This window comes from Azospirillaceae bacterium (assembly GCA_028283825.1).
Taxonomy (GTDB): Bacteria; Pseudomonadota; Alphaproteobacteria; order Azospirillales; family Azospirillaceae; genus Nitrospirillum.
Window position 1 is genome coordinate 399,787 of record JAPWJW010000001.1, and the last position, 24,790, is coordinate 424,576.

Annotated in this window: 22 protein-coding genes and 1 pseudogene; 17 read left to right on the top strand and 6 right to left on the bottom strand. The window is 67.6% G+C overall.

Annotation, left to right across the window (positions count from 1 at the left end):
* Positions 1 to 107: 107 nt before the first annotated feature.
* From PW843_01480 to PW843_01495, 4 genes are all read right to left on the bottom strand, one after another.
* Entirely contained in the window at positions 108 to 1,010 is a 903-nt protein-coding gene (locus tag PW843_01480) for an aldo/keto reductase (GenBank protein MDE1145273.1), read from the bottom strand.
* The gene (locus PW843_01485; GenBank protein MDE1145274.1) at positions 1,007 to 1,234 is read right to left on the bottom strand and encodes a hypothetical protein; all 228 of its coding nucleotides are present in this window, start codon (positions 1,232 to 1,234) and stop codon (positions 1,007 to 1,009) included. The genes PW843_01480 and PW843_01485 overlap by 4 nt, the downstream gene beginning before the upstream one ends.
* An 86-nt stretch (positions 1,235 to 1,320) precedes the next feature.
* Positions 1,321 to 1,791, bottom strand: coding sequence for a hypothetical protein (locus PW843_01490; protein MDE1145275.1), 471 nt, complete (start codon positions 1,789 to 1,791; stop codon positions 1,321 to 1,323).
* A 105-nt stretch (positions 1,792 to 1,896) separates the two neighbouring features.
* Positions 1,897 to 2,817 carry a LysR family transcriptional regulator gene (locus PW843_01495; GenBank protein ID MDE1145276.1) on the bottom strand — a complete coding sequence of 307 codons (921 nt, stop codon included), beginning with the start codon at positions 2,815 to 2,817 and terminating at the stop codon, positions 1,897 to 1,899.
* Between the two features lie 138 nt (positions 2,818 to 2,955).
* Between PW843_01495 and PW843_01500 the strand changes: the two genes are divergently transcribed.
* The 11 genes from PW843_01500 (at position 2,956) to PW843_01550 (ending at position 14,783) form a co-directional block, all read left to right on the top strand.
* A complete protein-coding gene (locus PW843_01500; GenBank protein ID MDE1145277.1) occupies positions 2,956 to 4,086 on the top strand; it encodes a fructose-1,6-bisphosphatase in 1,131 nt (376 codons plus the stop codon).
* Between the two features lie 14 nt (positions 4,087 to 4,100).
* Positions 4,101 to 4,976 carry a phosphoribulokinase gene (locus PW843_01505; protein MDE1145278.1) on the top strand — a complete coding sequence of 292 codons (876 nt, stop codon included), beginning with the start codon at positions 4,101 to 4,103 and terminating at the stop codon, positions 4,974 to 4,976.
* Between the two features lie 8 nt (positions 4,977 to 4,984).
* The gene (tkt, locus tag PW843_01510) at positions 4,985 to 7,006 is read left to right on the top strand and encodes a transketolase (protein ID MDE1145279.1); all 2,022 of its coding nucleotides are present in this window, start codon (positions 4,985 to 4,987) and stop codon (positions 7,004 to 7,006) included.
* Positions 7,007 to 7,146: 140 nt separating this feature from the next.
* Entirely contained in the window at positions 7,147 to 8,232 is a 1,086-nt protein-coding gene (fba, locus tag PW843_01515) for a fructose-bisphosphate aldolase class II (GenBank protein MDE1145280.1), read from the top strand.
* Between the two features lie 137 nt (positions 8,233 to 8,369).
* Positions 8,370 to 9,827, top strand: a complete 1,458-nt coding sequence (locus PW843_01520) for a form I ribulose bisphosphate carboxylase large subunit (protein ID MDE1145281.1) — start codon at positions 8,370 to 8,372, stop codon at positions 9,825 to 9,827.
* A 54-nt stretch (positions 9,828 to 9,881) separates the two neighbouring features.
* Positions 9,882 to 10,301 (top strand): ribulose bisphosphate carboxylase small subunit, encoded by a 420-nt coding sequence (locus PW843_01525; protein MDE1145282.1) that lies wholly within the window; start codon positions 9,882 to 9,884, stop codon positions 10,299 to 10,301.
* The gene (gene cbbX / locus PW843_01530; protein MDE1145283.1) at positions 10,301 to 11,248 is read left to right on the top strand and encodes a CbbX protein; all 948 of its coding nucleotides are present in this window, start codon (positions 10,301 to 10,303) and stop codon (positions 11,246 to 11,248) included. Before PW843_01525 ends, cbbX begins: the two co-directional genes overlap by 1 nt.
* Positions 11,245 to 11,895, top strand: a complete 651-nt coding sequence (gene rpe, locus PW843_01535; protein MDE1145284.1) for a ribulose-phosphate 3-epimerase — start codon at positions 11,245 to 11,247, stop codon at positions 11,893 to 11,895. The genes cbbX and rpe overlap by 4 nt, the downstream gene beginning before the upstream one ends.
* Before the next feature lie 54 nt (positions 11,896 to 11,949).
* Complete coding sequence (locus PW843_01540; protein ID MDE1145285.1) at positions 11,950 to 13,182, top strand: patatin-like phospholipase family protein; 1,233 nt, start codon at positions 11,950 to 11,952, stop codon at positions 13,180 to 13,182.
* Between the two features lie 129 nt (positions 13,183 to 13,311).
* Positions 13,312 to 14,316: an SPFH/Band 7/PHB domain protein gene (locus tag PW843_01545; GenBank protein ID MDE1145286.1), complete on the top strand. Its 1,005-nt coding sequence runs from the start codon at positions 13,312 to 13,314 to the stop codon at positions 14,314 to 14,316.
* Between the two features lie 11 nt (positions 14,317 to 14,327).
* Entirely contained in the window at positions 14,328 to 14,783 is a 456-nt protein-coding gene (locus tag PW843_01550; protein ID MDE1145287.1) for an NfeD family protein, read from the top strand.
* Between the two features lie 4 nt (positions 14,784 to 14,787).
* On the opposite strand, the gene PW843_01555 is transcribed toward PW843_01550, so the two are convergent.
* Together PW843_01555 and PW843_01560 are read right to left on the bottom strand one after the other, a co-directional pair.
* Positions 14,788 to 16,404 carry an alkaline phosphatase D family protein gene (locus tag PW843_01555; GenBank protein ID MDE1145288.1) on the bottom strand — a complete coding sequence of 539 codons (1,617 nt, stop codon included), beginning with the start codon at positions 16,402 to 16,404 and terminating at the stop codon, positions 14,788 to 14,790.
* Positions 16,405 to 16,548: 144 nt separating this feature from the next.
* A complete protein-coding gene (locus PW843_01560) occupies positions 16,549 to 18,513 on the bottom strand; it encodes an outer membrane beta-barrel family protein (protein MDE1145289.1) in 1,965 nt (654 codons plus the stop codon).
* A 359-nt stretch (positions 18,514 to 18,872) separates the two neighbouring features.
* On the opposite strand from PW843_01560, the gene PW843_01565 reads away from it, so the two are divergent.
* From PW843_01565 to PW843_01590, 6 genes and pseudogenes are all read left to right on the top strand, one after another.
* Positions 18,873 to 19,760: a LysR family transcriptional regulator gene (locus PW843_01565; protein MDE1145290.1), complete on the top strand. Its 888-nt coding sequence runs from the start codon at positions 18,873 to 18,875 to the stop codon at positions 19,758 to 19,760.
* 159 nt (positions 19,761 to 19,919) lie between these two features.
* Positions 19,920 to 20,946: pseudogene (locus tag PW843_01570) on the top strand (BMP family ABC transporter substrate-binding protein).
* 56 nt (positions 20,947 to 21,002) lie between these two features.
* Positions 21,003 to 22,310, top strand: a complete 1,308-nt coding sequence (locus PW843_01575; protein ID MDE1145291.1) for an ATP-binding cassette domain-containing protein — start codon at positions 21,003 to 21,005, stop codon at positions 22,308 to 22,310.
* A gap of 303 nt (positions 22,311 to 22,613) precedes the next feature.
* Complete coding sequence (gene rhuM / locus PW843_01580; protein MDE1145292.1) at positions 22,614 to 23,120, top strand: RhuM family protein; 507 nt, start codon at positions 22,614 to 22,616, stop codon at positions 23,118 to 23,120.
* Positions 23,026 to 23,658 carry a RhuM family protein gene (gene rhuM, locus PW843_01585; GenBank protein MDE1145293.1) on the top strand — a complete coding sequence of 211 codons (633 nt, stop codon included), beginning with the start codon at positions 23,026 to 23,028 and terminating at the stop codon, positions 23,656 to 23,658. The genes rhuM (PW843_01580) and rhuM (PW843_01585) overlap by 95 nt, the downstream gene beginning before the upstream one ends.
* Complete coding sequence (locus PW843_01590) at positions 23,655 to 24,785, top strand: ABC transporter permease (protein MDE1145294.1); 1,131 nt, start codon at positions 23,655 to 23,657, stop codon at positions 24,783 to 24,785. The genes rhuM (PW843_01585) and PW843_01590 overlap by 4 nt, the downstream gene beginning before the upstream one ends.
* Positions 24,786 to 24,790 lie beyond the last annotated feature (5 nt).

Here is a 24,790-nt window from a genome sequence, read left to right on the forward strand (position 1 = left end):
ACCTCCCTGAATTGACCAGTATCTGAAGTTCAAGGCCCGCCCTGGATATCCGAGGCGGGCCTTAGTTTTTCCGGCTTTCGCCAGCGTGCAGAAACGCGGCCAGCCGCTCACGTCCACTCGGGAAACTGCGACCGGCCCAGGTCCAGCGCCGCGATCCGGCCCATGTCATCAGCGCCCAGCTGGAAGTCGAAGATGTTCAGGTTCTCGCGCCGGTGGGCCGGGTTGGAGGAGCGCGGGATGGCGATCACCCCGCGCTGATGGTGCCAACGCAACACGACCTGCGCCGGCGTCTTGTCGTGCTTGCGGCCAATGGCCTGCAGGGTGGGGTTGGTGAACAGGCCGTTGCGGCCCTCGGCGAAGGGCGCCCAGGCTTCCATGGTGATGCCGCCCGCCGTCAGGGCGGTGAGCGCCGCCCCTTCCTGGAAGAAGGGATGGGTTTCCAGCTGGTTGATCGCGGGCTTCACCTGGGCGTGGGCCATCAGGGTGGCCAACTGCGCGTCATCGAAATTGCTGATCCCGATCGCTTTGATCCGACCCGCCTGGTGCAATTCCTCCATGGCCCGCCATGCGCCCACCAGGTCGCCGCGCGGACGGTGGATGAGGTAGAGGTCGAGATAGTCGAGACCGAGCTTGTCCAGGGAGGTCTGGAAGGCGCGCTTGCCCGACTCATAACCGGCATCGTCGACCCAGATCTTGGAGGTCACGAACAGCGCCTTGCGGTCGATGCCGCTGTCGCGGATGCCGGCGCCAACCGCCTCCTCATTGACGTAGACCTTGGCGGTGTCGATCAGCCGATAGCCGGCGGCGATGGCATCGGCGACGCTTCTGCGGCACAGGTCGTCGCGCAAGCCATAGGTGCCGAAGCCCAGGGCCGGCATATCCAGCCCGTTGCCCAGCCGCGCCGTCGGAATGGCGGGCGCGTCATTGGCCGACGCCCATCGCCCACCGCCGAAGGCCAGCGTCGTGGCGGCGGCGGCCCCACCGGCGAGCACAGTCCGCCGTGCGATCATAACCCACCGCCCACGACCGAGCCGTCCTTGCGGCGGGACAACTGCACCTGGCCGTCCACGCATTTCACATAGGTGGTCTTGCCCGGCGTCAGCCCATCGCAAATGATCACCAGGGCGCGCGGCAGGCCGCCGAACTCCTTGGAGCCGCGAACGCCGGCGTTATAGACCTCAAGATGAGTCTTGAGCCCGGCCTTGCGGACCGGTTGGCCGTTTTGGTCGATCATCGGCGATACGCCCCCCAAATGTTGGTTGGGCGGATCATCGCCCAAGGGGGACATGTCCCGCCAGCGCCATTTCGTCCGCCGGCACCTTACGGCAGCGGCAGACAGTCCGGGTTCAGCTTGTTGGCGTTCTTGCCAGTGTAGAGCTGGCCGTCCTGCAAGCGCACCGCCCCGGTGAAACCGCCGCTTTTCCACAGGGGCTGGCAGCTGGTGGTGCTGAGCACGAACAGCTTGCGCCCGCCGCCGGCGGCGGTGGTGACCAGCAGGTGCTGGCCGTCGCTGTACAGCGTGCCCTCGATGGGCGCCACGGCGGCATCGGCGGTGCAGGTGGTGCCATCCTGCTGGGTGATGGTCAGGGGCCCCTTCCAGGACTTGGCCTTGCCCCCCGCGGAGGGCCCCAAATCCAGGGTCAGGGTATCGGCGCGGACCTTGCCCGACGCCGGTTCCACCGGCTGATAGGGGCAGACCACGGGGATGCTGCGGCGGGGAGCCGCCTGGGCGGTGATGGCCACCAGCAGGGCGGCGGAGACTGAAACCAGGATCTTGGCGGGGGCGTTCATGGTGGGCGAACCAGTCGTTGGGGATCCTTCCTTTAAGATCCGTCCCCAGCGGCCCCCGGCCACCCCCTCAGCCGCATTACCCCTTTCGGATCGGGGCTCCCGCCCTCACGCGATGGGTTTCACGCTGGGCAGGAATTCCCGCCCCCGCTCCACCAGGAAAGCCTTCACCGCTGCTGCCGCCGGCGCCAGGCGTTTGTCCGACCGCTTGGCCACGAACCATTGGCGCACGATGGGCAGGCCCTCCACGTCCAGGGGCGCCAGGCGGCCGCTTTCCAGTTCGGCGGCGATGGTGTGGGCGGAGATGAAGGACAGGCCGAGGCCGGCCATCACCGCCTGCTTCACCGTCTCATTGCTGCCCACCTCCATGCTGATGGCGGGGTGGATGTCGGCCTGGGCGAAGAACCATTCCATCAGGGTGCGGGTGCCGGAGCCGACCTCGCGCACCAAAAAGGTCTCATGCGCGAAGTCCGCCAGCTTCAGATGACGGCGTCCGACCAAAGGATGATGCGGCGGCGCGATCATCAAATGAGGATGGTCGCCGATGGAATGCATGTCCACCGCCAGGTCGCGCGGCGGCCGGCCCATGATGGCGATGTCGATCATGTCGGCTTTCAATGCTGCGATCACATCCTCGCGATTGCCCACCATCAGGGACAGCTCGATCTGCGGATATTCGCGGCGGAAGGCGCCCAGGGCGTAGGGCGCGAAATACTTGGCGGTACTGACCACCCCCACCGCCACCCGGCCGCCGGACAGGTTGCGCAAAGCCTCCATCGCCGCGGAACAATTGTGCAATTCCGCCTCGATGCGCGACACCGTCTCGATCACCTCACGCCCCGCGTCGGTGGGTTTGAAGCGTTCACCCAGCCGGTCCAGCAGAGGGACGCCCAGCAGTTCCTCCAGCGACTGCACCTGCATGGTCACGGCCGGCGGCGTCACGTGCAGGCGCTTGGCCGCCGCCGTGACAGAACCCGTTTCCGCCACCGCCGCCAGGGCCCGCAACTGCTTCAGGGTTACGTTGCGCATGGGTGCCTTTCAGGGTGTTTTCAGAAAAACTGAATGTGTCGCTAAATTAATTCGAATTTTCTTACGTTGCCACCGCCCACACACTGCCCCTCGACACCGACGAAGCGGGGAAGCACCCGCCAATAACGGGAGGACATCATGGCGGACGCCACGACATTGGCACGGCATCTGGTCGCCTGGCGCAATGAGACAAAAGACGGAAGCGCTGATGCGGCGGCCGCCCTGAAGGGCGATGTCGTGCGCACCATCCTGGCCCTGGCCGACGCCGGCCTGGCCATCGCCGACCTGGTGGCCATCGGCCCGCTGGCGGGCGAAATGGCGGCCGTGCGCGGCGAAAGCAACGGCGACACCCAGAAGGAACTGGACCTGCTGTCCCACGACATCGTGGTCGACCGCTTGACCGGCGCGCCGGTCGCCGTGGTGGGGTCGGAGGAAAGCGACGCCCCCGTCCTGCTGGACCCCACCGGCAGCCTGGTGGTGGCGATCGATCCGCTGGACGGGTCGTCCAACATCGAAACCAACGTGTCGGTCGGCACCATCTTTTCCATCCTGGGGGTGGAGGATGCGGGCGACCCGGCGGCGTCCCTGCTGCAGCCGGGGCATCGCCAGCTGGCGGCGGGCTTCCTGGTCTACGGCCCGCAGACGGCCCTGGTGCTGACCCTGGGCGCAGGCACGGAAATCTTCATCCTGGACAAGCGGCCGGTCGAGCCGGTGGTGGCGGTGCAGGCGGGCAACGGCTGGGCCGCCCCGCCGCCGCCCACGCCCACGGCGGAATTCGTGCGCATGACCGGCCCGGTCGCGGTGACGGCGGAGACCAAGGAATTCGCCATCAACGCGTCCAACCAGCGCCATTGGCCGCCCAGCGTGCGTGGGTATGTCGATGATTGCCTGGCGGGAACGGACGGGCCGCGGGCCAAGGACTACAACATGCGCTGGATCGCGTCGCTGGTGGCGGACGCCTTCCGCATCCTGCGCCGGGGCGGCGTCTACCTGTACCCGGCGGATGAGCGCCCGGGCTATCGCGCCGGCCGCCTGCGCCTGGTCTATGAGGCCAACCCCATCGCCTTCATCGTCGAACAGGCGGGCGGTGCCGCCACCGACGGGCAGAACCGCATCCTGGATCTGGCGCCGGCCCATCTGCACGAGCGCACCGCCCTGGTCTTCGGGTCCCGCACCGAGGTGGAACGGGTGGCCGACCACCACACCGCCCCGCACCTGCTGGCCGACCGCGCGCCCCTGTTCGGCCAGCGCGGCCTGCTGCGCGCCTGAGGAAGGCTAACCCCATGTCCATGCGCCATCCCATCATCTCCGTCACCGGGTCGTCGGGTGCGGGCACCACCAGCGTCCGCCAGATCTTCGAGAACGTCTTCCGGCGGGAAAAGGTGAACGCCGTCTGCATCGATGGCGACGCCTATCACCGCTACGACCGCGCCCAGATGAAGCGCGCCATCAGTGACGCGGAAAAGCAGGGCGACCACCATTTCAGCCATTTCGGGCCCGAGGCCAACCTGCTGGATGAGTTGCAGGAGCTGTTCCGCCGCTATGGTGACGAGGGTACGGGCCGCACCCGCCACTATGTCCACGATGCCCGCGAGGCGGAACATTACGGCTGCCCCCCCGGCACCTTCACGGCGTGGGAGGATCTGCCCGGCCCCAGCGACCTGCTGTTCTATGAGGGCCTGCACGGCGCCGTCGTCAACGACGGCAACGACATTGCCGGCCATGCGGACCTGAGGATCGGCGTGGTGCCGGTGATCAACCTGGAATGGATCCAGAAGATCCACCGCGACCGCACCCATCGCGGTTACAGCACCGAGGATGTGATGACCACCATCCTGCGGCGCATGCCGGATTACGTCCGCTACATCTGCCCGCAGTTCACGCAGACCGACATCAACTTCCAGCGCGTGCCGACGGTCGATACCTCCAACCCCTTCATCGCCCGCTGGATACCCACGCCCGACGAGTCGATCGTCGTCATCCGTTTCCGCGACCCGCGCGGCATCGACTTCCCCTACCTGGCATCGATGATCGCCGGCAGCTTCATGTCGCGGGCCAATTCCATCGTCATCCCGGGCGGCAAGCTCGACCTCGCCATGCAGCTGATCCTGACGCCGCTGATCCTGCAACTGGTCGAACGCAAGCGCCGCGCCGGCTGAAGGAGGGCATGAACATGACCCCGACCCTATCCTTGCGCACGGTGGAGCAAACCGACGACGCCCCCGACCTGACCACCCTGGCCAACGCCGTGCGCATGTTGGCGGTGGCGGGGGTGGAGGCGGCGAAGTCCGGCCACCCCGGCATGCCCATGGGCATGGCCGACGTCGCCACCGTGCTGTTCACCCGCATCCTGCGCCTGGACCCCGCGCGGCCGGATTGGCCGGACCGCGACCGCTTCGTCCTGTCGGCCGGCCACGGATCGATGCTGCAATACGCCCTGCACCACCTGCTGGGCTATGCCGACATGCCCATCGAGGCGCTGAAAAGCTTCCGCCAGCTGGGCTCCAAGGCCGCCGGCCATCCCGAATACGGCCACGCCCTGGGCATCGAGACCACCACCGGCCCCCTAGGCCAGGGCATCACCACCGCCGTGGGTTTGGCCCTGGCGGAGCGGCACCTGAACGCCCGCTTCGGCGACGCGCTGGTGGACCACCGCACCTATGTCATCGCCGGCGACGGCTGCCTGATGGAGGGCATCAGCCAGGAGGCCATCGATCTTGCCGGCCATCTGAGGCTGTCACGCCTGGTGGTGCTGTGGGACGACAACGGCATTTCCATCGACGGCGGCACGGACCTGTCCACCAGCACCGACCAGCCGGCGCGCTTCGCCGCGTCGGGCTGGGCGGTGGCGCGGGTGGACGCCTATGACCACGACGCCATCGAAGCGGCGCTGGTGGCGGCACAAAGCAGCGACCGCCCCACCCTGATCGCCTGCCGCAGCGTCATCGGCTATGGCGCCCCCACCAAGGCCGGCACCTGCGGCGTCCACGGCGCCCCGCTGGGGGCGGAGGAGGCGCAAGCGGCCGCGGCGGCGCTGGGCTGGGACCACCCGCCCTTCACCGTGCCGCCGGATGTGCTGGACGCCTGGCGCGAGGTCGGCCGGGCCGGCGCCCGCCGGCGTGAGGCCTGGGAACAGCGCCTGGCCGCCCATCCGGCCCGTGCGGATTTCACCCGCATCATGGCGGGTGATCCCGGGCCGGAACTGGCCGACGCCCTGGCCGCCTACCGCCAGGAACTGGTGGAAACGCGCCCGAAGATGGCCACGCGCAAGGCGTCACAACTGGTGCTGGGCGTGGTGAATGGGGCCACCGACCTGACGGTGGGCGGGTCCGCCGACCTGACCCATTCCAACCTGACACAGACCAAGGGGTTGGAGCCTATCACCCCCGGCGCTTATGCCGGCCGTTACATCCACTACGGCATCCGGGAACACGCCATGGGCGCCGTCATGAATGGCCTGGCGGTGCACGGCGGCATCATCCCCTACGGCGGCACCTTCCTGGTGTTTTCCGACTATGCCCGGGGCGCCATCCGCCTGTCGGCCCTGATGGGCATCCGGGTCATCCATGTGCTGACCCACGACAGCATCGGCCTGGGGGAGGACGGCCCCACCCACCAGCCGGTGGAGCATCTGGCCATGCTGCGCGCCACGCCCAACCTGCACGTCTTCCGCCCGGCGGACGCGGTGGAAACGGCGGAGTGCTGGGAACTGGCCCTGGCGTCAGCGCAAACGCCGGCGGCCCTTTGTCTGTCACGCCAGGACCTGCCCACCCTGCGGCGCGAAGCGGGCATCAACCGCAGCGCCGTCGGCGCCTATGTCCTGCGTGAGGTGCCGGGCCCCCGCGACGCCACCCTGCTGGCCACCGGGTCGGAAGTGACCTTGGCGGTGGAGGCGGCGGAGAAGCTGGCCGGCGAGGGCCTGAACGTCGCCGTCGTGTCCATGCCCTGCTGGGAACTGTTCGCGGCACAGCCGGCCGCATCCCGCGCCCTGGTGCTGGGCACCGCCCCCCGCATCGGGGTGGAGGCGGCGGTGCGGTTCGGCTGGGACCGCTGGCTGGGCGACCAGGGCGCCTTCATCGGCATGGAGGGCTTCGGCGCCTCCGCCCCCGCCGCCGACCTCTACCGCCACTTCGGCATCACCGTCGACGCCATCGCGGCCGCCGTGCGCGCCCGTGTCACCACCGCCTGACCCAACGTCTTTTCTTTCCTTTCCAGGACGCGACCGCGTCCGCCGGAGAGTTCCGGGGAGCCGGAGGCGGACTGGAAATCGAGGATAGCCAAGGCGCGGATGCGCCGCCGGCGCCTGAGGAACTTAAAGGGAGAACTCATATGGCCCGCATCACCCTGCGCCAGCTTCTGGACCACGCGGCGGAACGCGACTACGGCGTGCCCGCCTTCAACATCAACAACATGGAACAGGGCCTGGCGGTGATGGAGGCGGCATTCCAGGTCGACGCCCCCGTCATCCTGCAAGCCAGCCGGGGCGCCCGTTCCTACGCCGGCGACCTCATGCTGGCCCACATGGTGGACGCGCTGGAGGAACTTTACCCCAATATCCCGCTGTGCCTGCACCAGGACCACGGCAACAGCGAAGCCACCTGCCTGACCGCCCTGCAGCACGGATTCACCTCCGTCATGATGGACGGATCGCTGCTGGCCGACGCCAAGACGCCGGCGTCCTACGACTACAACGTCGATATCACCCGCCGGGTGGCGGAGGCGGCACACTGGGTCGGCGCCTCGGTCGAAGGTGAACTGGGCGTGCTGGGCAGCCTGGAGACCGGCCAGGGCGAGGCGGAGGACGGCCACGGGGCGGAGGGCGTGCTGTCCATGGACCAGCTGTGCACCGACCCCGACCAGGCCTTCGACTTCGTCGCCGCCACCCAGGTGGACGCCCTGGCCATCGCCATGGGCACGTCGCACGGCGCCTATAAATTCTCGCGTGAGCCGGACGGCGACATCCTGGCCATGGACATCGTGGAGGCCATCCACGCCCGCCTGCCCAACACCCACCTGGTGATGCACGGCAGCTCATCCGTGCCGCAGGAGCTTCAGGACCTGTTCAACGCCCATGGCGGCCAGATGCCCCGCACCTGGGGCGTGCCGGTGGAGGAGATCGTGCGCGGCATCCGCTTCGGCGTGCGCAAGATCAACATCGACACCGACTGCCGCCTGGCCATGGCGGCGCAGTTCCGCAAGACGGCGACGGAAAACCCGGCGGAGTTCGACCCGCGCAAGTTCCTGAAGCCCGCCATGGATGCCATGCGCACGTTGTGCCGCGAGCGGTTCGAGCAGTTCGGCGCCGCCGGCAACGCCCACCGCATCACGCCCCTGCCCATGGCCGCCATGGCCAAGCGCTACGCCACCGGATCACTGGATCCGCACCCGGCCAGCGCATCGGTGGCGGCTGAGTAATCGCAACCGCCCATCATCACCGCCCAAACCCTAGGCCCCGACCGGGGCCGCCGGAGATTTCCGGGGAGCGAAGCGGACTGGAAATCGAGGATAGCCCAAGGCGCGGATGCGCCGCCGGCGCTTGAGGAGGAAAGAACATGAACGCCATCGACAACCGGGATCGTCGCGACCGCTATGCCGCCGGGGTCATGAAGTACCGGGACATGGGCTACTGGCAGCCGGATTACGAGCCCAAGGACACGGACATCATCGCCGTCTTCCGCATCACGCCGCAGGACGGCGTGGACCCGGTGGAAGCGGCGGCGGCCGTGGCGGGCGAATCGTCCACCGCCACCTGGACCGTGGTGTGGACCGACCGGCTGACGGCCTGCGACAAGTACCGCGCCAAGGCCCACCGGGTGGACCCGGTGCCGGGCTCGCCCGACAGCTGGTTCGCCTACATCGCCTATGACATCGATCTTTTCGAGGCCGGATCGATCGCCAACCTGACGGCGTCCATCATCGGCAACGTCTTCGGCTTCAAGCCGCTGAAGGCCCTGCGGCTGGAGGACATGCGCCTGCCGGTGGCGTATGTGAAGACCTTCGACGGGCCGCCCACCGGCATCGTTGTGGAACGGGAACGGCTGGACAAGTTCGGCCGGCCGCTGCTGGGCGCCACGGTGAAACCCAAGCTGGGCCTGTCGGGCCGCAACTACGGCCGCGTGGTGTATGAGGCGCTGAAGGGCGGCCTGGACTTCACCAAGGATGATGAGAACATCAATTCCCAACCCTTCATGCACTGGCGCGACCGCTTCCTCTATTGCATGGAGGCGGTGAACCGCGCCCAGGCGGCGACGGGTGAGATCAAGGGCACCTACCTGAACGTGACCGCCGCCACCATGGAGGACATGTACGAGCGGGCGGAGTTCGCCAAGTCGCTGGGGTCGTGCATCGTCATGATCGACCTGGTGATCGGCTACACCGCCATCCAGTCCATGGCCAAGTGGGCGCGGCGCAACGACATGGTGCTGCACCTGCACCGCGCCGGCCATTCGACATACACCCGGCAGAAAAGCCACGGTGTGTCCTTCCGCGTCATCGCCAAATGGATGCGGCTGGCGGGCGTGGACCACATCCATGCCGGCACGGTGGTGGGCAAGCTGGAGGGCGACCCCGCCACCACCAAGGGCTACTACGACATCTGCCGTGAGGATTTCGTGCCCCGGCAGCTGGAGAACGGCATCTTCTTCGACCAGTCCTTCGCCTCCCTGCGCAAGACCATGCCGGTGGCATCGGGCGGCATCCATGCGGGGCAGATGCACCAGTTGCTGGACCTGTTCGGCGACGACGTGGTGCTGCAGTTCGGCGGCGGCACCATCGGCCACCCCATGGGCATCCAGGCCGGCGCCACCGCCAACCGCGTGGCGCTGGAGGCCATGGTGCTGGCCCGCAACGAGGGCCGCGACATCCTGAACGAGGGCCCGGAAATCCTGGCGGCCGCCAGCCGCCACTGCCTGCCCCTGCGCCAGGCGCTGGATGTGTGGAAGGACGTCACCTTCAACTACACCTCCACCGACTCGCCGGACTTCGTGCCCACCGCTTCCGTTTCCGGTTAAACGGCGACCGCTCTCGCATCCCCATCAAATCAGAGACTTCAAGGAGCCATTGCCATGCGCATCACCCAAGGCACCTTCTCCTTCCTGCCCGACCTGACGGATGAGCAGATCGCGGCGCAGATCCAGTACTGCATCGACCAGGGTTGGGCCGTGAACATCGAGTTCACGGACGATCCCCACCCCCGCAACACCTTCTGGGAAATGTGGGGCCACCCCATGTTCGACGTCCGTGACGCCGCCGGCGTGATGACGGAACTGACGGCCTGCCGCAAGGTCTATGGCGACCGTTACATCCGCATCTCCGGCTTCGACGCCAGCCACGGCTGGGAAAGCGTGCGGCTGTCCTTCATCGCCAACCGGCCGGCCAATGAGCCCGGGTTCACGCTGGAACGGCAGGAGACCGCCGGCCGCCACATCCAGTTCACCACCCGCGCCTACGCCGCCCGACTGCCGGAAGGGGAGCGGTACTCCTGATGGCGGTTTCCCTGACCGCCGTCCCGGATCCACGCCCGCCGGATGAGGGCCCGGATGGGAGCGTGGATCTGCGCGGCGACTTCGAAGCCTCCGGCCTGCCGGAAATCTTCGATGAACTGGACCAGGAGATGGTGGGCCTGGCGCCCATCAAGGGGCGGCTGCGGGAGATCGCCGCCCTGCTGCTGGTGGACAGGGCGCGCCAGCGCTTCGGCCTGGCGGTGGGCGCCCCCACCCTGCACATGAGCTTCACCGGCAACCCCGGCACCGGCAAGACGACGCTGGCCCTGAAGATGGCGGCCATCCTGCACCGGCTGGGTTATGTGCGGCGCGGCCATCTGGTGACCGTCACCCGCGACGACCTGGTGGGCCAGTACATCGGCCACACCGCGCCCAAGACGAAGGAGGTGCTGAAGCGTGCCGCCGGCGGCGTGCTGTTCATCGATGAGGCCTATTACCTGTACCGGCCGGAGAACGAACGCGACTATGGGCAGGAGGCCATCGAGATCCTGTTGCAGGTGATGGAAAACCAGCGCGACGACCTGGTGGTGATCCTGGCCGGCTATGCCGACCGCATGGAACGCTTTTTCCAGGCCAATCCCGGCTTCCGTTCCCGCGTCGCCCACCACATCGACTTCCCAGACTATGGCGAGGGGGAGTTGCTGGAGATCGGGGAGCGGCAGTTGCAGGGCATGAACTACCGCCTGAGCGGGGAGGCCCGCGCCGTCTTTGCCCGTTATATCGCCCTGCGCCGCGGCCAGCCGCATTTCGCCAACGGCCGCTCCATCCGCAACGCCCTGGACCGCGCCCGCCTGCGCCAGGCCAGCCGGCTGTTCCAATCGGCCGGCCGGACCCTGTCCAAGGATGACCTGATGGTGATCGAGGCGGCGGACATCCGGACCAGCCGGGTGTTCGACGCGGCGCCCGGAAGCGAGGAGGAAGCGCCATGACCCAGCCCCTGATCGCGCCCTCCATCCTGTCCGCCGACTTCGCGGCCTTGGGCTCCGAGGTGCGGGCGGTGATGGAGGCCGGCGCCGACTATATCCACATCGACGTGATGGACGGCCATTTCGTGCCCAACATCACCATCGGCCCGGTGGTGGTGAAGGCGCTGCGCCCCCACACCGATCACGTGTTCGACGTGCACCTGATGATCAGCCCGGTGGACCCTTACCTGGAGGCCTTCGCCGAGGCCGGGGCCGACATCATCACCGTGCAGGCGGAGGCCACCACCCACCTGGACCGCACGCTGGAACGCATCCGCGCGCTGGGTGTAAAGGCCGGCGTGGCGCTGAACCCGGCGACGCCGGAAAGCGCCATCGCCTATGTGCTGGACCGGTTGGACCTGGTGCTGGTGATGACGGTGAACCCCGGCTTCGGCGGCCAGTCCTTCATCCACGGCATGCTGCCCAAGATGCGGGCGCTGAAAACCATGATCGGCCGCCGCCCCATCCAGCTGGAGGTGGACGGCGGCGTGAACCCGCAAACCGCCCGGCTGTGCACGGAGGCCGGGATGGAGGTGCTGGTGGCCGGCTCCGCCGTCTTCCAGGGCGGGCCCGCGCTATATGCCACCAATATCCAGGCGTTGAAAGGGTAGTGTACTCCCCGGCATTTCGCTAAAAAGGCAAAACGGCCTTTCCGGGGACCCTTCATGACCTATCGCATCCTGACCTTGGACGGCGGCGGCCCCTGGGCGCTGCTGGAGGCGATGGTGCTGGCCGACCTGTACGGCAGCGACACACCCGGCCACGACATCCTGGCGGAGTTCGACATGGCGGCCGGTACCTCGGCCGGGGCCATCGTGCTGGGCGGGCTGGTCAAGAACCTGACGCCGGCCCAGATCCTGGACCTGTTCGTCAACGACGCCCGGCGGTCCACACTGTTCGTCAAGATGCATGGGCTGGATCGCATCGTCGCCGAGCTGGATCTGGGCCCCAAATACAGCACGGCCGGCAAGCTGAACGGCCTAGCCGCCATGCTGGACGACACCAGCCTGGTGCCGCCCACCCCGGCCACGGTAAACGGCCAGGTCAAGCCGCTGGCCCTGTCCACCCGGGCCATCGCCGACCTGCCCCTGCCGCCGGCACGCGGCGGCGCCACGCCGGTCAAGGTGTTCATCACCGCCTTCGACTATGCCCAGCGCCGCGCCGCCCTGTTCCGCAGTTATGCCGGCCTGTCCACGCCGGTCGCCACCGGCATGGCCTCCACCGCCCCGCTGGCGGAGGCCATCAACGCCAGCAGCACCGCCCCGGTCACCTTTTTCGACACGCCGGCGGTGTGCCAGGGGCGCCTGTACTGGGACGGCGGCCTGACGGGCTGCAACAACCCGGTAATGCTGGCCCTGACGGAGGCGCTGCAACAGGGTGCCGGCCCGGTGTTCCAGATGCTGAGCCTGGGCAGCGGCACCACCCGCCTGGCCCCTCATGGCGACACCAGCCAGCCCCCCGCCCATCTGGGTGAGGTCACCAAGGCGCAGGGCATGATGGACGACCTGACCCGGCTGGCCCAGACCACGCTGGACGACCCGCCCGACGCCGCCAGTTATGACGCCCATATCCTGGCACAGCGCCTGGCCGCCCAGGACCCGGCCACGCTGGGCGGGCTGGTGCGCTTCAACGTCTCCGTCCAGCCGGTGCTGGCCACCGGCGCCTGGGTGCAGCCAGCAGGCCTGGCCGGCGATTTGTTCACCACCCTGGCCGACCTGCCGGCCGACGCGGTGGAACCCGGACAGATCGCCCTGATCCAGCAGCTGGGCCGCGACTGGATGGCCGGCCGCGTGCCCAACCAGGCCTTGGTCACCCGCCTGCCGCAGCTGGACTGCGTGCTGGGCGACGCCACCTATGCCGAGGCCAAGGCGCGGTGGGTGGCGTTGGCCCGGGCGTGACGATGGCAGCACCCACAACCAGAGAGGTGGAAAACCGGACGCGACCACCCGCGTTATGGCATGATCGCACCTGAGGGCGCCGGCCATCCGGCGCCTTGAACGTTGGGGGAGGGAAACGTTTTGGACGGCTTGTCGCCATTCGGCCTGTTCGCCCTGGTCATCCTGGTCTTCGCGATCATCCTGGTGTTTCGCAGCATCAAGACCGTGCCCCAGGGCATGGAGTTCACGGTGGAGCGCTTCGGCCGGTACACCCGCACGCTGAAGCCGGGCCTGGCCGTCATCGTCCCCTTCGTCGATGGCATCGGCGCCCGCCAGACCATGCGCGAGGTGCTGCTGGATGTGCCGTCGCAGGAGATCATCACCAAGGACAACGCCATGGTGACGGTGGACGGCGTGGTATTCTTCCAGGTGCTGGACGCCGCCAAGGCCAGCTATGAGGTGCGCAACCTGGATCTGGCGGTGCTGAACCTGACCATGACCAATTTGCGCACGGTCATGGGGTCCATGGACCTGGACGAACTGCTGTCGCAGCGCGACGCCATCAACGCCCGGCTGCTGACCGTGGTGGACGCCGCCACCCATCCCTGGGGCGTCAAGGTCACCCGCGTGGAAATCCGCGACATCCAGCCGCCGCGCGACCTGATCGACAGCATGGCCCGCCAGATGAAGGCGGAACGCGAGCGCCGCGCCCTGATCCTGGAGGCCGAGGGACTGCGCCAATCCGCCATCCTGAAGGCGGAGGGTGAGAAGCAATCCGCCATCCTGCAGGCCGAAGGCCGGAAAGAGGCCGCCTTCCGCGAGGCCGAGGCCCGCGTGCGCCTGGCGGAGGCGGAGGCGGAGGCCACCCGCGTGGTGTCCGACGCCATCGCCGGCGGCAGCGTGCAGGCGGTGAACTACTTCATCGCCCAGCGTTACGTCGATGCCCTGAAAAGCTTCGCCGCCAGCCCCAACCAGAAGATCCTGTTCATGCCCATGGAATCCACCGGCATCCTGGGCGCCCTGGGCGGCATCGCCGAACTGGCCAAGGACAGCTTCGCCGGGGTGCCCGGGCCCCAAGCCACCCGCCCCGCCCCCCGGCGCCCGGATCCCCCGGCCCCGCCGCCGGCCGGTCCGTGGGACGCGCCCAGCAGCTAAGGGGACCGATCATGCCGAACCTTGCCGATTGGACGCCGCACGCCTGGCACTGGCTGGCGGCGGGCGTCGCCCTGGCGCTGGTGGAGCTGCTGCTGCCCGGCATCGGCCTGCTGTGGCTGGGCGTGGCGGGGATGCTGGTGGGGGCCGTGCTGTTCCTTTTTCCCGCCTTCGGGCTTGTCGGCCAACTGGTCCTATTCGCCCTGCTGTCCGTCGCCCTGCTGGTCGCCACCCGTCGCCTTCTGGGGCCAGGCCGGGCGACATCCCAGCAAGCCAGCCCCTTGAACGAGCGCACCAGCCTGTATGTCGGCCGCGTCCTGACCCTGGAAACCGCCATCACCAATGGTCAGGGCCGCGCCCATTTGGATGACGGCACCTGGATCGTCCAGGCCAGTCAGGATCTGCCGGCCGGTTCCACCGTGCGCGTGGTGGGGGTGGATGGCACAGCCCTGAAGGTGGAGGCGGCGTAAGGCCCTACGCCGATTTCGCCCCCGGCTTGCCCGGTTCCACCACGAAGCTGGCGCGGGTGCTGATGGCGCCGCCGGGGGTGGAGACATGGTCCATGACGCGGAAGTTGGCGGTCAGCTTGTCCTGCGCGATGTCGCACATCAGATAGCCGCGCTGGTCGTTCATGAAACGGATGTGCGGGTTGCCGCGCATCACCTCATCATGGCGGGGGCGCTTGTCGGCGCCGTCGCCGCCGGAACTGATGGAGGTGCCGACGAATTCGGTGGCGATGGTCGGCGCCTTGTCATTATGGAAATCGGTCTTGAGGTCGCCCACGAAGTTCTGGTGCTCATCCCCCGTCAGCACCACCACGTTGTTCAGGCGGCGGTCGGCGATGTGGCGCAACAGGCGCTGACGCGGCTGGTGGTAGCCTTCCCAGCTGTCCATGTTGTAGATGGCGCTGTGCCAGGGTTCCCGGTTCATGGACATCATCATCACCTGCTGGCCGATGATGTTCCAGCGGGCGCGGCCACGATCCAGCCCTTCGAACAGCCAGCGCTCCTGCTCCTCCCCCATCATCTGGGCGTCATCGTCGTCCTGGCCGTCGCAGGCCGGCTTGAAACCGTCGCCGCAGGGCTGGTCGGTGCGGAACTGGCGGGTGTCCAGCAGGTGCAGGTCGATCAGGTTGCCGAAGGCCAGGCGGCGATAGATCTGCATGTCCGGCCCCTTGGGCCAGGAGGCGCGGCGCAGCGGCATGTGTTCGAAATAGGCCTGGGCGGCGGCGGCCCGGCGCAGCAGGAAATATTCAGGCGGCGCGATGCCGGCGCCATCGACATTGCCCGTCCAGTTGTTGTCGACCTCATGGTCGTCCCAGGTCACCATCCAGGGGGCCGCGGCACGGGCCAGCTGCAGGTCCAGGTCCAGCGTGTACTGGGCGTAGCGGCGGCGGTATTCGTCCAGGGAGAAGGGCTCATCCCCCAGGTGCCGGCGCGGCGTCGGGATGGCCAAGCCGCCGTAATAGGCGCTGGTCTCATGCGCCCGCACCCGGCCTTCATAGATGTAGTCGCCGTAGTGGAAGACGTAGTCCGGCCGTTCCTCCGCCAGATGGCGGAAGGCGGTGTAGAAGCCGTCCTCATAATTCTGGCAGCCGACCATGCCCAGGCGCACCCGGTCCACCTTGGCGCCCAGGGCCGGGGCCGTGCGGGCGCGACCGACCATGCTGCGCTCCGCCCCCACGATGAAGCGGTAGTAATAATCGCGCGCCGGCTCCAGCCCCGTGACCTCGGCATGCACGGCGTGGCCCAGTTCCGGCCGCGCCACCTCCGTCCCCCGTTGGACGACGTTGCGCATGCGCTCGTCCGTGGCGACTTCCCAATCCACCTCCACCGGGCGCTTGGGCATGCCGTAGCCGAAGGCCAGCGGATCGGGCGCCAACCGCGTCCACAGCACCACCCCGTCGGGCAGCGGGTCGCCTGATGCGACGCCCAGCGAGAACGGGTCGCTGGAAAACACCGCCTGCGCCAGGGCCGGGCGGCTGGATGAGGGCAGCAGGAAAGCCGTGGCCGCCGTGACGCCCAAGGATTTCAACAGGGTGCGGCGGGTGGTGGCGGGAACGGGGCTGAAACGGCGATCAAAGGCGGTCATGGCGCGGCAACCCGGGGAACGGCGGTCGAACGGAAAGGGTGGAGCGGCGGCAGAGTGCCCGGCGCTGAAACCCCGTTCAACCGGGAAAACCGGGAGGGGATGCCCTGTCATGAAACTATCGCAGACACGGCACCCCATCGGCCGTCATTTGGCCGGGCCCAGCGCCCCCAGCTTGTAGCTGAGCCCGACATAAAACACCTGGCCCGGGACGGTCATCGTCCAGCGTTCGCGGTATTGGGTGGTGTCCACCACCTCGGTATAGCGCACGGTATTCAGCACGTCGTTGACGCTGGCCACCAGCTTCAGCCGGGGGCTGAAATCATGGCCGTAGGCCAGGTTCAGCGCCCCGTAACCCGACCGGCTGCCGCCCGCCGCCAGGCTGCGCCCGCGCAACTGGCCCTTCACCTGAAAACTATCGTCCGCATCGGGCGTCCAGGTCAGGCCCAGCTTGGTCTCGTGGGTCAGCACCGAGCCCGTATAGTCGATGCCGTCGATGGGGGCCGTCTGCCGCACATGGGACAGGTCGGAACTGAGGTTGACCGTCCATGCGGACGACAGGTGCAGATCCAAGGAAATGTCCAGCCCCTCCGTCGAGCCGCTGCCCGCGTTCTCATAACTTGAGACCAGGGTCGTGGCGCCGGCGACGGGGGTGTAGTCATAGCCGATGACCTGGTCGCTCAAGGTGCGGGCATACAAGGTGGCGCTGAAATCGACCGGTGTGGCGGCATAGCTGTAGCGGGCGTCCAGCGACTGCACCCGCCCGGGCTTGAGGTCGGGGTTGCCCATGCCGATGACCGACCCCACCACCGTGGGCAGCGGGTTCAACTGGTCGGTCGACGGCCGTTCGATGCGGCGGCGATAGTTGAAGCTGAGGGTGCTGTCCGGCGTCAGGTCGCGGCTGAGGGACAGGCTGGGGCTCCACTGCACATCGTCGCGATCACCAGAACGAAGGTCGGTGTCCTGCTGGAAATCGCTGCGTTGGGTTTCCAGCCGCAGCCCGGCCTTCACCGTCCAGGTCCCCAGCGGACGCTGGTAGTCGGCGTAGGCGGCGGCCAGGGTCTGGTCCAGGTGGAAGCGGGTGGCCAGGCCCACGGCGGCACCGCCACCCGCGTCGTTGCTGCCGCTGGCGGAGTGGGAGGTGCGGTCGCGATCGAACTGGGCGTCGAAGCCCAACTTCAATTGAGCACCCCGGGGCAAGGGCAGGACGTAGTCCCCGCTGACGGTGTCGATCCGTTCACGCTCGTCATGCGGCTGTCGGTAGATTTCCTGTGGCGCCGGGGGATTGAGGAAATCCTCGACATCCGTGGAGCCGCGGGTGGTTTCCAGCTGTTCATGCGTCGCCTTCAGGGTGAGGGTGTCGCCGCCTGCCAAGCCCTTGCGCACGTAGTCGCCGGTGACGGAGTAATGGTTGAAATGCTGGTTGGCAGCGTCGTGGATGACGCTGTCGCCAGTCACGTCCCCCGTCGTATCCGTCCGCGTGGCGCTTTCCAGATAGCGCCGGGGCCGATAGCGCAAGGCGCCTTCCGCCCCCAGGTCGAAGCTGTCGTGGTCGGTCGCGGCGTAGCGCGCATCCAGGCTGGCGGCGGCGTTGGTGTAGGGCACGAAGGTGCCCCGCCGCGCCACGCGGCGGCTGTCGGTCGAACCGGCGGCCCCCAAAGCGGTCAGGTCTGTGTCCTGGATGTCGTAGCGGATGTCCTGGCGCAGGCTGGCCGTGCCGCTGAAAACCCACTTATCGACGCCGACCGAACCGGAGAACGAGCCGTTGCGGCGGCCGTGCGGGCCGGCGTTGAGGGTAAGATCGCCCTTGAGCTCCGGCACCTTCGTCTTTTTGGTGATGATGTTGATGAGGGCGGCCGCGTTGGAGCGGAACTCCGGACCGGGGTCGGTGATGACCTCGATCCGGTCGATGGTGTCGGCGGCGATGGATTGCAGGGCCACGACCAGATTGCCGCGCAAGGCGGCCGAGGGCTTGCCATCGACCAGAACATCGACGGAGGCGCCGCGCACGCTGACCTTGCCCTCCGGATCGACATTGACCGACGGCAGCGTGGCCAGGACGTCGGACACGCTGCCGCTTTTGGCCTGAAGGTTGTTGCGCAGGTCGTACACCGTGCGGTCGTCCCTGGTGCATCACCTCGGGCGCCTGGGCCGTGACGGTGATTTCCGTAGGCGGAGAATCGGACGCCGCGCTTTGCCCCATGGCCGAGGGAGCGGAAACCAGGGCGCAGGCGATGGCGGCGACGGGCACAAAAACTTTGGTCACGCGAGCCCGTCCTTATCTTTATGCGGGGTGAGGCTCCGCCGGCCACGGGGCCGGCATCGGCCCCGCGTCAGGACGGAAGGGATTGTTTTTCATGGTTTACCGGCACCTTCCCCGATGCCGGCGACCTCAAGATCAGGGTATTTGATCGGGTTCGCAAACGACGATACCTTGGCCCCATCCTGAGTTTTTCTAAGGACGAGCCCCCATGTCGCTCAGTGCCATTTCGCTGAACGCGTTGCGGGCGTTCGAGGCGGCGGCCCGGCACCTCAGTCTGACCCGGGCGGCGGATGAGCTGTGCGTCACCCAGTCGGCCGTCAGCCACCAGGTGCGGACCTTGGAGGAACAGCTGGGCACCAGCCTGTTCCGGCGCAGCACCCGCGGCCTGATCCTGACGGACGAGGGCCAGGCGCTGGCCCCCACCATCATCGACGCCTTCGCCACCATCGACCGCATGCTGGCCGCGGTCAGCGCCGGCGGCCCGGCGGAGGTGGTGAATCTGGGCGTGGTCGGCACCTTCGCCGTCGGTTTCCTGTTCGAGCGGCTGGGCCAGTTCCGGGCGCTGTACCCCCGCATCGACCTGCGGGTCATGACTAACAACAACAAGGTCGACCTGTGGAGCGAAAGCCTGGACCTGGCCATCCGTTTCGGCGACGGCGCCTGGCATGGGGTGGAGGCGCATCGCCTGATGGACGCCCCCATGGCACCGCTGTGCGCGCCGGCGGTGGCATCCACCCTGACCAGGCCGGCCGACCTGGCCCAGCATGCGCTGCTGCGGTCCTACCGCACCCAGGACTGGCCGGCCTGGCTGAAGGCGGCGGGCGTGGCCGGCGTGGCGGCGCGCGGCCCCCTGTTCGACGCCTCCACCCTCATGATCCAGGCGGCCATGCTGGGCGAGGGCATCGCGCTGGCACCACCCGCCATGTTCCGGCGCGAGTTGGAGGACGGCCGCCTGGTCCAGCCCTTCGCCATCGCCGTCGATACCGGGTCCTATTGGCTGACCCGGCTGTTGTCCCGGCCGCTGACGCCCGGCATCAAAGCCTTCCAGGATTGGTTGCTGGCGTGCGCGCACGCCTCGGGACGATCCCCACCTTGACCGTTTGGTCAGGATCAGCCAGGGTTCCGCCGGCCCCCGGCCCAGCTTGCCGGGACATCGGGAAATAGTCTAGGTTTCAAGCAGCAGGCGCATCGCCCGCGACGGGTATTTCAAAGGGGCGCATTTCAAGAAAATGCCCCACGGAGGCAGGGACCCTTAATGAGCAAAGCGATCCGCGCGGCATTGGCGGCGGCCGCCCTGTTGAGCTGCGCGTTTTCCGCCCCCGGGTCCACACCCGCGTTTGGGGCGGAGGCCGCCTTCTTCCCCGGCGTGGTGTTCGATTACGGCGGCAAGTACGACAAGTCCTTCAACGAAGGCGTCCTGACCGGCATCGAACGCTTCAAGCATGAAACCGGCATCCCCTACAAGGCGCTGGAGATCAGCAACGATGTCCAGCGTGAGCAGTATCTGCGTCGCCTGGCCGAACACGGCGCCGACATCATCATCGCCGTCGGCTTCAGCCAGGCGCCGGCGGTGGAAAAGGTCGCCAAGGAATTCCCGGAGATCAAGTTCACCCTGATCGACGGTGTGGTGAACCTGCCCAACGTGCAGTCCATCCTGTTTTCCGAACAGGAGGGATCCTACCTGGTGGGCATGCTGGCCGCATTGAGCAGCAAGACCAACACCGTGGGTTTCGTCGGCGGCATGGACATCCCCCTGATCCGCCGATTCGAATGCGGGTATGAGCAGGGGGTGAAGGCCGTGGCCCCCGACGACCACATCATCAACAACATGGTGGGCAGCACCCCGGCCGCCTGGTCCGACCCCCACCCGGGGCGGGGAATTGGCCAAAAGCCAGTTCGACCGGGGCGTGGACGTGGTGTTCGCCGCCGCCGGCCAGAGCGGCCTGGGCGTGCTGCAGGCCGCCAAGGACGCCGGCAAACTGTCCATCGGCGTGGACAGCAACCAGAACCATCTGTTCCCGGGATCGGTCCTGACCTCCATGGTCAAGCGGGTGGACGTGGCCGCCTACAACGCCTTCAAGTCGGCCAAGGACGGCACCTGGCAAGGGGGCCTGCGCACCCTGGGCCTGAAGGAGGACGGGGTGGGCTGGGCGCTGGACGACAACAACGCCAAGCTGGTGACGCCGGAGATGAAGGCCAAGCTGGACGCGGCCTCGGCCGAAATCCAGGACGGCCGCCGCAAGGTCGCCAATTATGACGAGACCAACGGCTGCAAGTACTGACGCCTTATTCCACCGGCCCTGCCGCCCATTGGCCCTGACCAGAGATCCGCCCGCCCGTGTCGCAAACACCCCCATCACCAGCCGCCAGCCCCGCCTCCGGTCCGTGGGCGGTCGAACTGGTCGGCATCGACAAGCGTTTCGGCCCCGTGCACGCCAACAAGGCGGTGTCGCTGCGCATCCGCGCCGGCTCCATCCACGGCCTGGTGGGCGAGAACGGTGCCGGCAAGTCCACGCTGATGAGCATCCTCTATGGCTTCTACCAGGCCGATGAGGGCGAAATCCTGGTGAACGGCCAGCAGGTGCGCATCCGCGAGCCCAAGGACGCCATCACCCTGGGCATCGGCATGGTCCACCAGCACTTCATGCTGGTGGAGGAATTCACCGTGCTGGAGAACCTGATGCTGGGGGCCGAGGGCGGCGCCCTGCTGAAGGACGGCATCAGGAAGGCCAGGGCGGAGGTAGAGCGGCTGGAGAAGGCCTATCGCCTGGACGTGCCGCTGGACGCCAAGGTGGCCGACCTGAACGTCGGCATCCAGCAGCGGGTGGAGATCCTGAAGGCGCTGTACCGTGGCGCCCAGGTGCTGATCCTGGATGAGCCCACCGCCGTCCTGTCGCCGCCGGAGGTGCAGGACCTGTTCCGCATCCTGGACGCGCTGCGCCAGCAGGGCCGCACCATCCTGATGATCACCCATAAGCTGAAGGAGATCATGGCCATCACCGACGCCGTGTCGGTGCTGCGCCAGGGGGCGGTGGTCGCCAATTTCGCCACCCAGGAGACCAACGAGTCCGCGCTGGCCGAGGCCATGGTCGGCCGCCGCGCCAACCCGGCCGTACGCCGGGGCGGCCCGGTGGCGGGCGCGCCGCTGCTGACGGTGGAGGATCTCAGCGTCTTTGACGACCACGGGGTGGAACGGCTGAAGCACGCCACCTTCCGCGTCCGGGCGGGGGAGATCGTGGGCGTTGCCGGTGTTGCCGGCAACGGCCAGTCGGAATTGCTGGAGGCGCTGTCGGGCATGACGCCGTTCCAGCGCGGCCGCTTTCACGTCAACGGCCGCGACGTCACGCCGGAAAAACCCATGGCACCCGGCCCAGGCCCGCCGCCTGGGCATCGCCCACGTGCCGGAGGACCGCCTGCGCCGGGGTGTGGTGAAGCCCTTCCCCGCCTATCAGAACGCGCTGCTGGGCTATCATGCCGACCCGGCCATGTCCGACGGCCCGCGCCTGAACTGGAAACGGGTGATGCAGGCCACGGCCAAGCTGATGGAGGACTGGGACGTCCGCCCCCGCCAGCCGACCCTGCGCACCTCCCTCTTCTCCGGCGGCAATCAGCAGAAGCTGGTGCTGGGGCGCGAGATGGAGCGTGACCCCAACGTCCTGCTGGTGGGCCAGCCCACCCGCGGCGTGGACATCGGCGCCATCGAATTCATCCACCGCCGCCTGCTGGCCATGCGCGACGCCGGCAAGGCCATCCTGCTGGTCTCCGCCGAGTTGGAAGAGATCATGGCCCTGTCCGACCGCATCCTGGTGATGTGCGACGGCGCCATCACCGGCGAACTGGCCGCCGAGGACGCGGACGAGCGCATCATCGGCCGCCTGATGGCCGGCATCACCGACGACACACAAGAGCCGCGCGCCGACGCGAGCGCCCATTTGGGCGGCGGGGCCGCATGAGCGGGGAGTTCATCCTCTACAACACCGAAGACGGCCAAGCGCAGGTTCGGCTTCAAGTGATCGAGGGTACCGTCTGGCTTAGCCAGTTGGAAATGGCTGAGCTTTTTCTAATTACAAAACAGAATGTTAGCGTCCACGTTCGCAACATTTTAGCGGAAGGGGAATTGCCTGCAGCACGAACTGTCAAAGAAAATTTGACAGTTCAAACCGAGGGCGAACGGCAGGTTCGGCGCACGATCACCCTTTATGGTCTGGACATGATCCTGGCCGTGGGTTTCCGTGTGCGCAGCCCCCGTGGCACCCAGTTTCGCCGCTGGGCCAACAGCGTGCTCAAGGACTATTTGGTCAAGGGCTTCGCCATTGATGATCACCGGCTAAAGGAGCCGGTAGGCGGTTTTGATTATTTTGATGGAACTGCTCGAACGCATCCAGGCCATTCGCGCCTCGGAAAAGCGCTTCTACCAGAAGGTCCGGGACCTGTTCGCCACGGCGGCGGACTATGACGGCACCGCGGAAACCGCGCGTCGCTTCTTCCAGACCATCCAGAACAAGATGCTGTGGGCGGTCACCAGCCACACGGCGGCGGAACTGATCGCGGCCCGCGCCGATCCCGCCAAGGCCAACATGGGCCTGACCGGTTGGTCCGGTGACCGGGTGCGCAAGGCCGACATCGTCACCGCCAAGAACTATCTGGCAGAGGCCGAAGTGCAGGAGTTGAACCGCTTGGTCTCGGCCTTCCTTGACCTTGCCGCCGACCGGGCGCAGCGCCGGCAACAGACGACCATGGCCGAATGGATGCGATTCGTGGATGACTATCTGAAATTCACGGACCGCCCGGTTCTGGCCCATGCCGGCAGCGTCAGCCATGACCGCATGCAGCCGACGGTAAGTCAGCGCTATCAGGCGTTCGACGACGCCCGTCGCGAGAATGAACGGCACCTTGCCGAGCAGGAATACGAACAGGATACAGAGGCCGAGTTGAAGCGCATTGAAACCGACCTGCGTAGCCAGGCGCCCTCGCGCCGGGACGGTGTGGCATGAGCGCGTCGACCAATTCCGACGGCCTGCCGCGCTGGGCCGGCCTGGTCCTGTTGCCGGCCATCAATCTGGGTGCGGCCCTGGTCGTCTCATCCCTGGTCATCCTGGCCATCGGGGAGGATCCGTTCACAGCATTGGCCTATATGGTCAAGGGGGCGGTGGGCAGCGGCACGGGGCTGAGCTACACCCTCTATTACGCCACCAGCCTGATCTTCACCGGCCTGGCGGTGGCGGTGGCCAACCATGCCGGGCTGTTCAACATCGGTGGCGAGGGCCAGGCCTATGTCGGCGGCCTGGGCACCGGCCTGGTGTGCCTGGTGCTGGGCGGATGGGGATGGCCCTGGTATGGCGTGCTGCCGGTGGCGGTGCTGGCCGGCGCCCTGTTCGGCGCGGTGTGGGGGGTGATCCCGGGCTATATCCAGGCCTATCACGGCGGCCACATCGTCATCACCACCATCATGTTCAATTTCCTGGCCTCCGCCCTCATGGTCTACCTGCTGGCCGGCCCCCTGATCGAGGGCGGACAGATGGCGCCGGAAAGCAAGGAGTTCGCGGCCAGCGTCGGCCTGCCGGCGGTGAAGGACATCGCGGCGGCCCTGGGCTATCGCACCTCCACCCTGCCCTTGAACCTGTCCCTGGTGGTGGCGCTGCTGTGCGCCGTGGGCGTCTGGTTCCTGATCTGGCACACGCGCTGGGGCTTCCAGGTGCGCACGGTGGGCGCCAATGACGCCGCCGCGCGTTATGCCGGCATCAACGCCCGCACCACCATGGTGGTGGCCATGGCCATTTCCGGCGCCCTGGCCGGCCTGGTGGGCATCAATGAGCTGGAAGGTGTGCAGCATCGCGTCACCCTGAACTTCCAGGCCGGCATGGGTTTCACCGGCATCGCCGTGGCCCTGATGGGCCGGGGCCATCCCCTGGGCATCGTGCTGTCGTCGCTTTTGTTCGGCGCGCTGTACCAGGGCGGGGCGGAACTGTCGTTCGAATACAATGAGATCAGCCCCCGCCTGGTGGTGGTGATCCAGGGCGTGGTCATCCTGTTCTCCGGCGCCTTGGAGCACATGTTCCGCCCGGCGCTGGTGCGCCTGCTGAAACCCAAAAGCCCGGCCGGCGCCGGGCAGCGCGCCTGAGACGG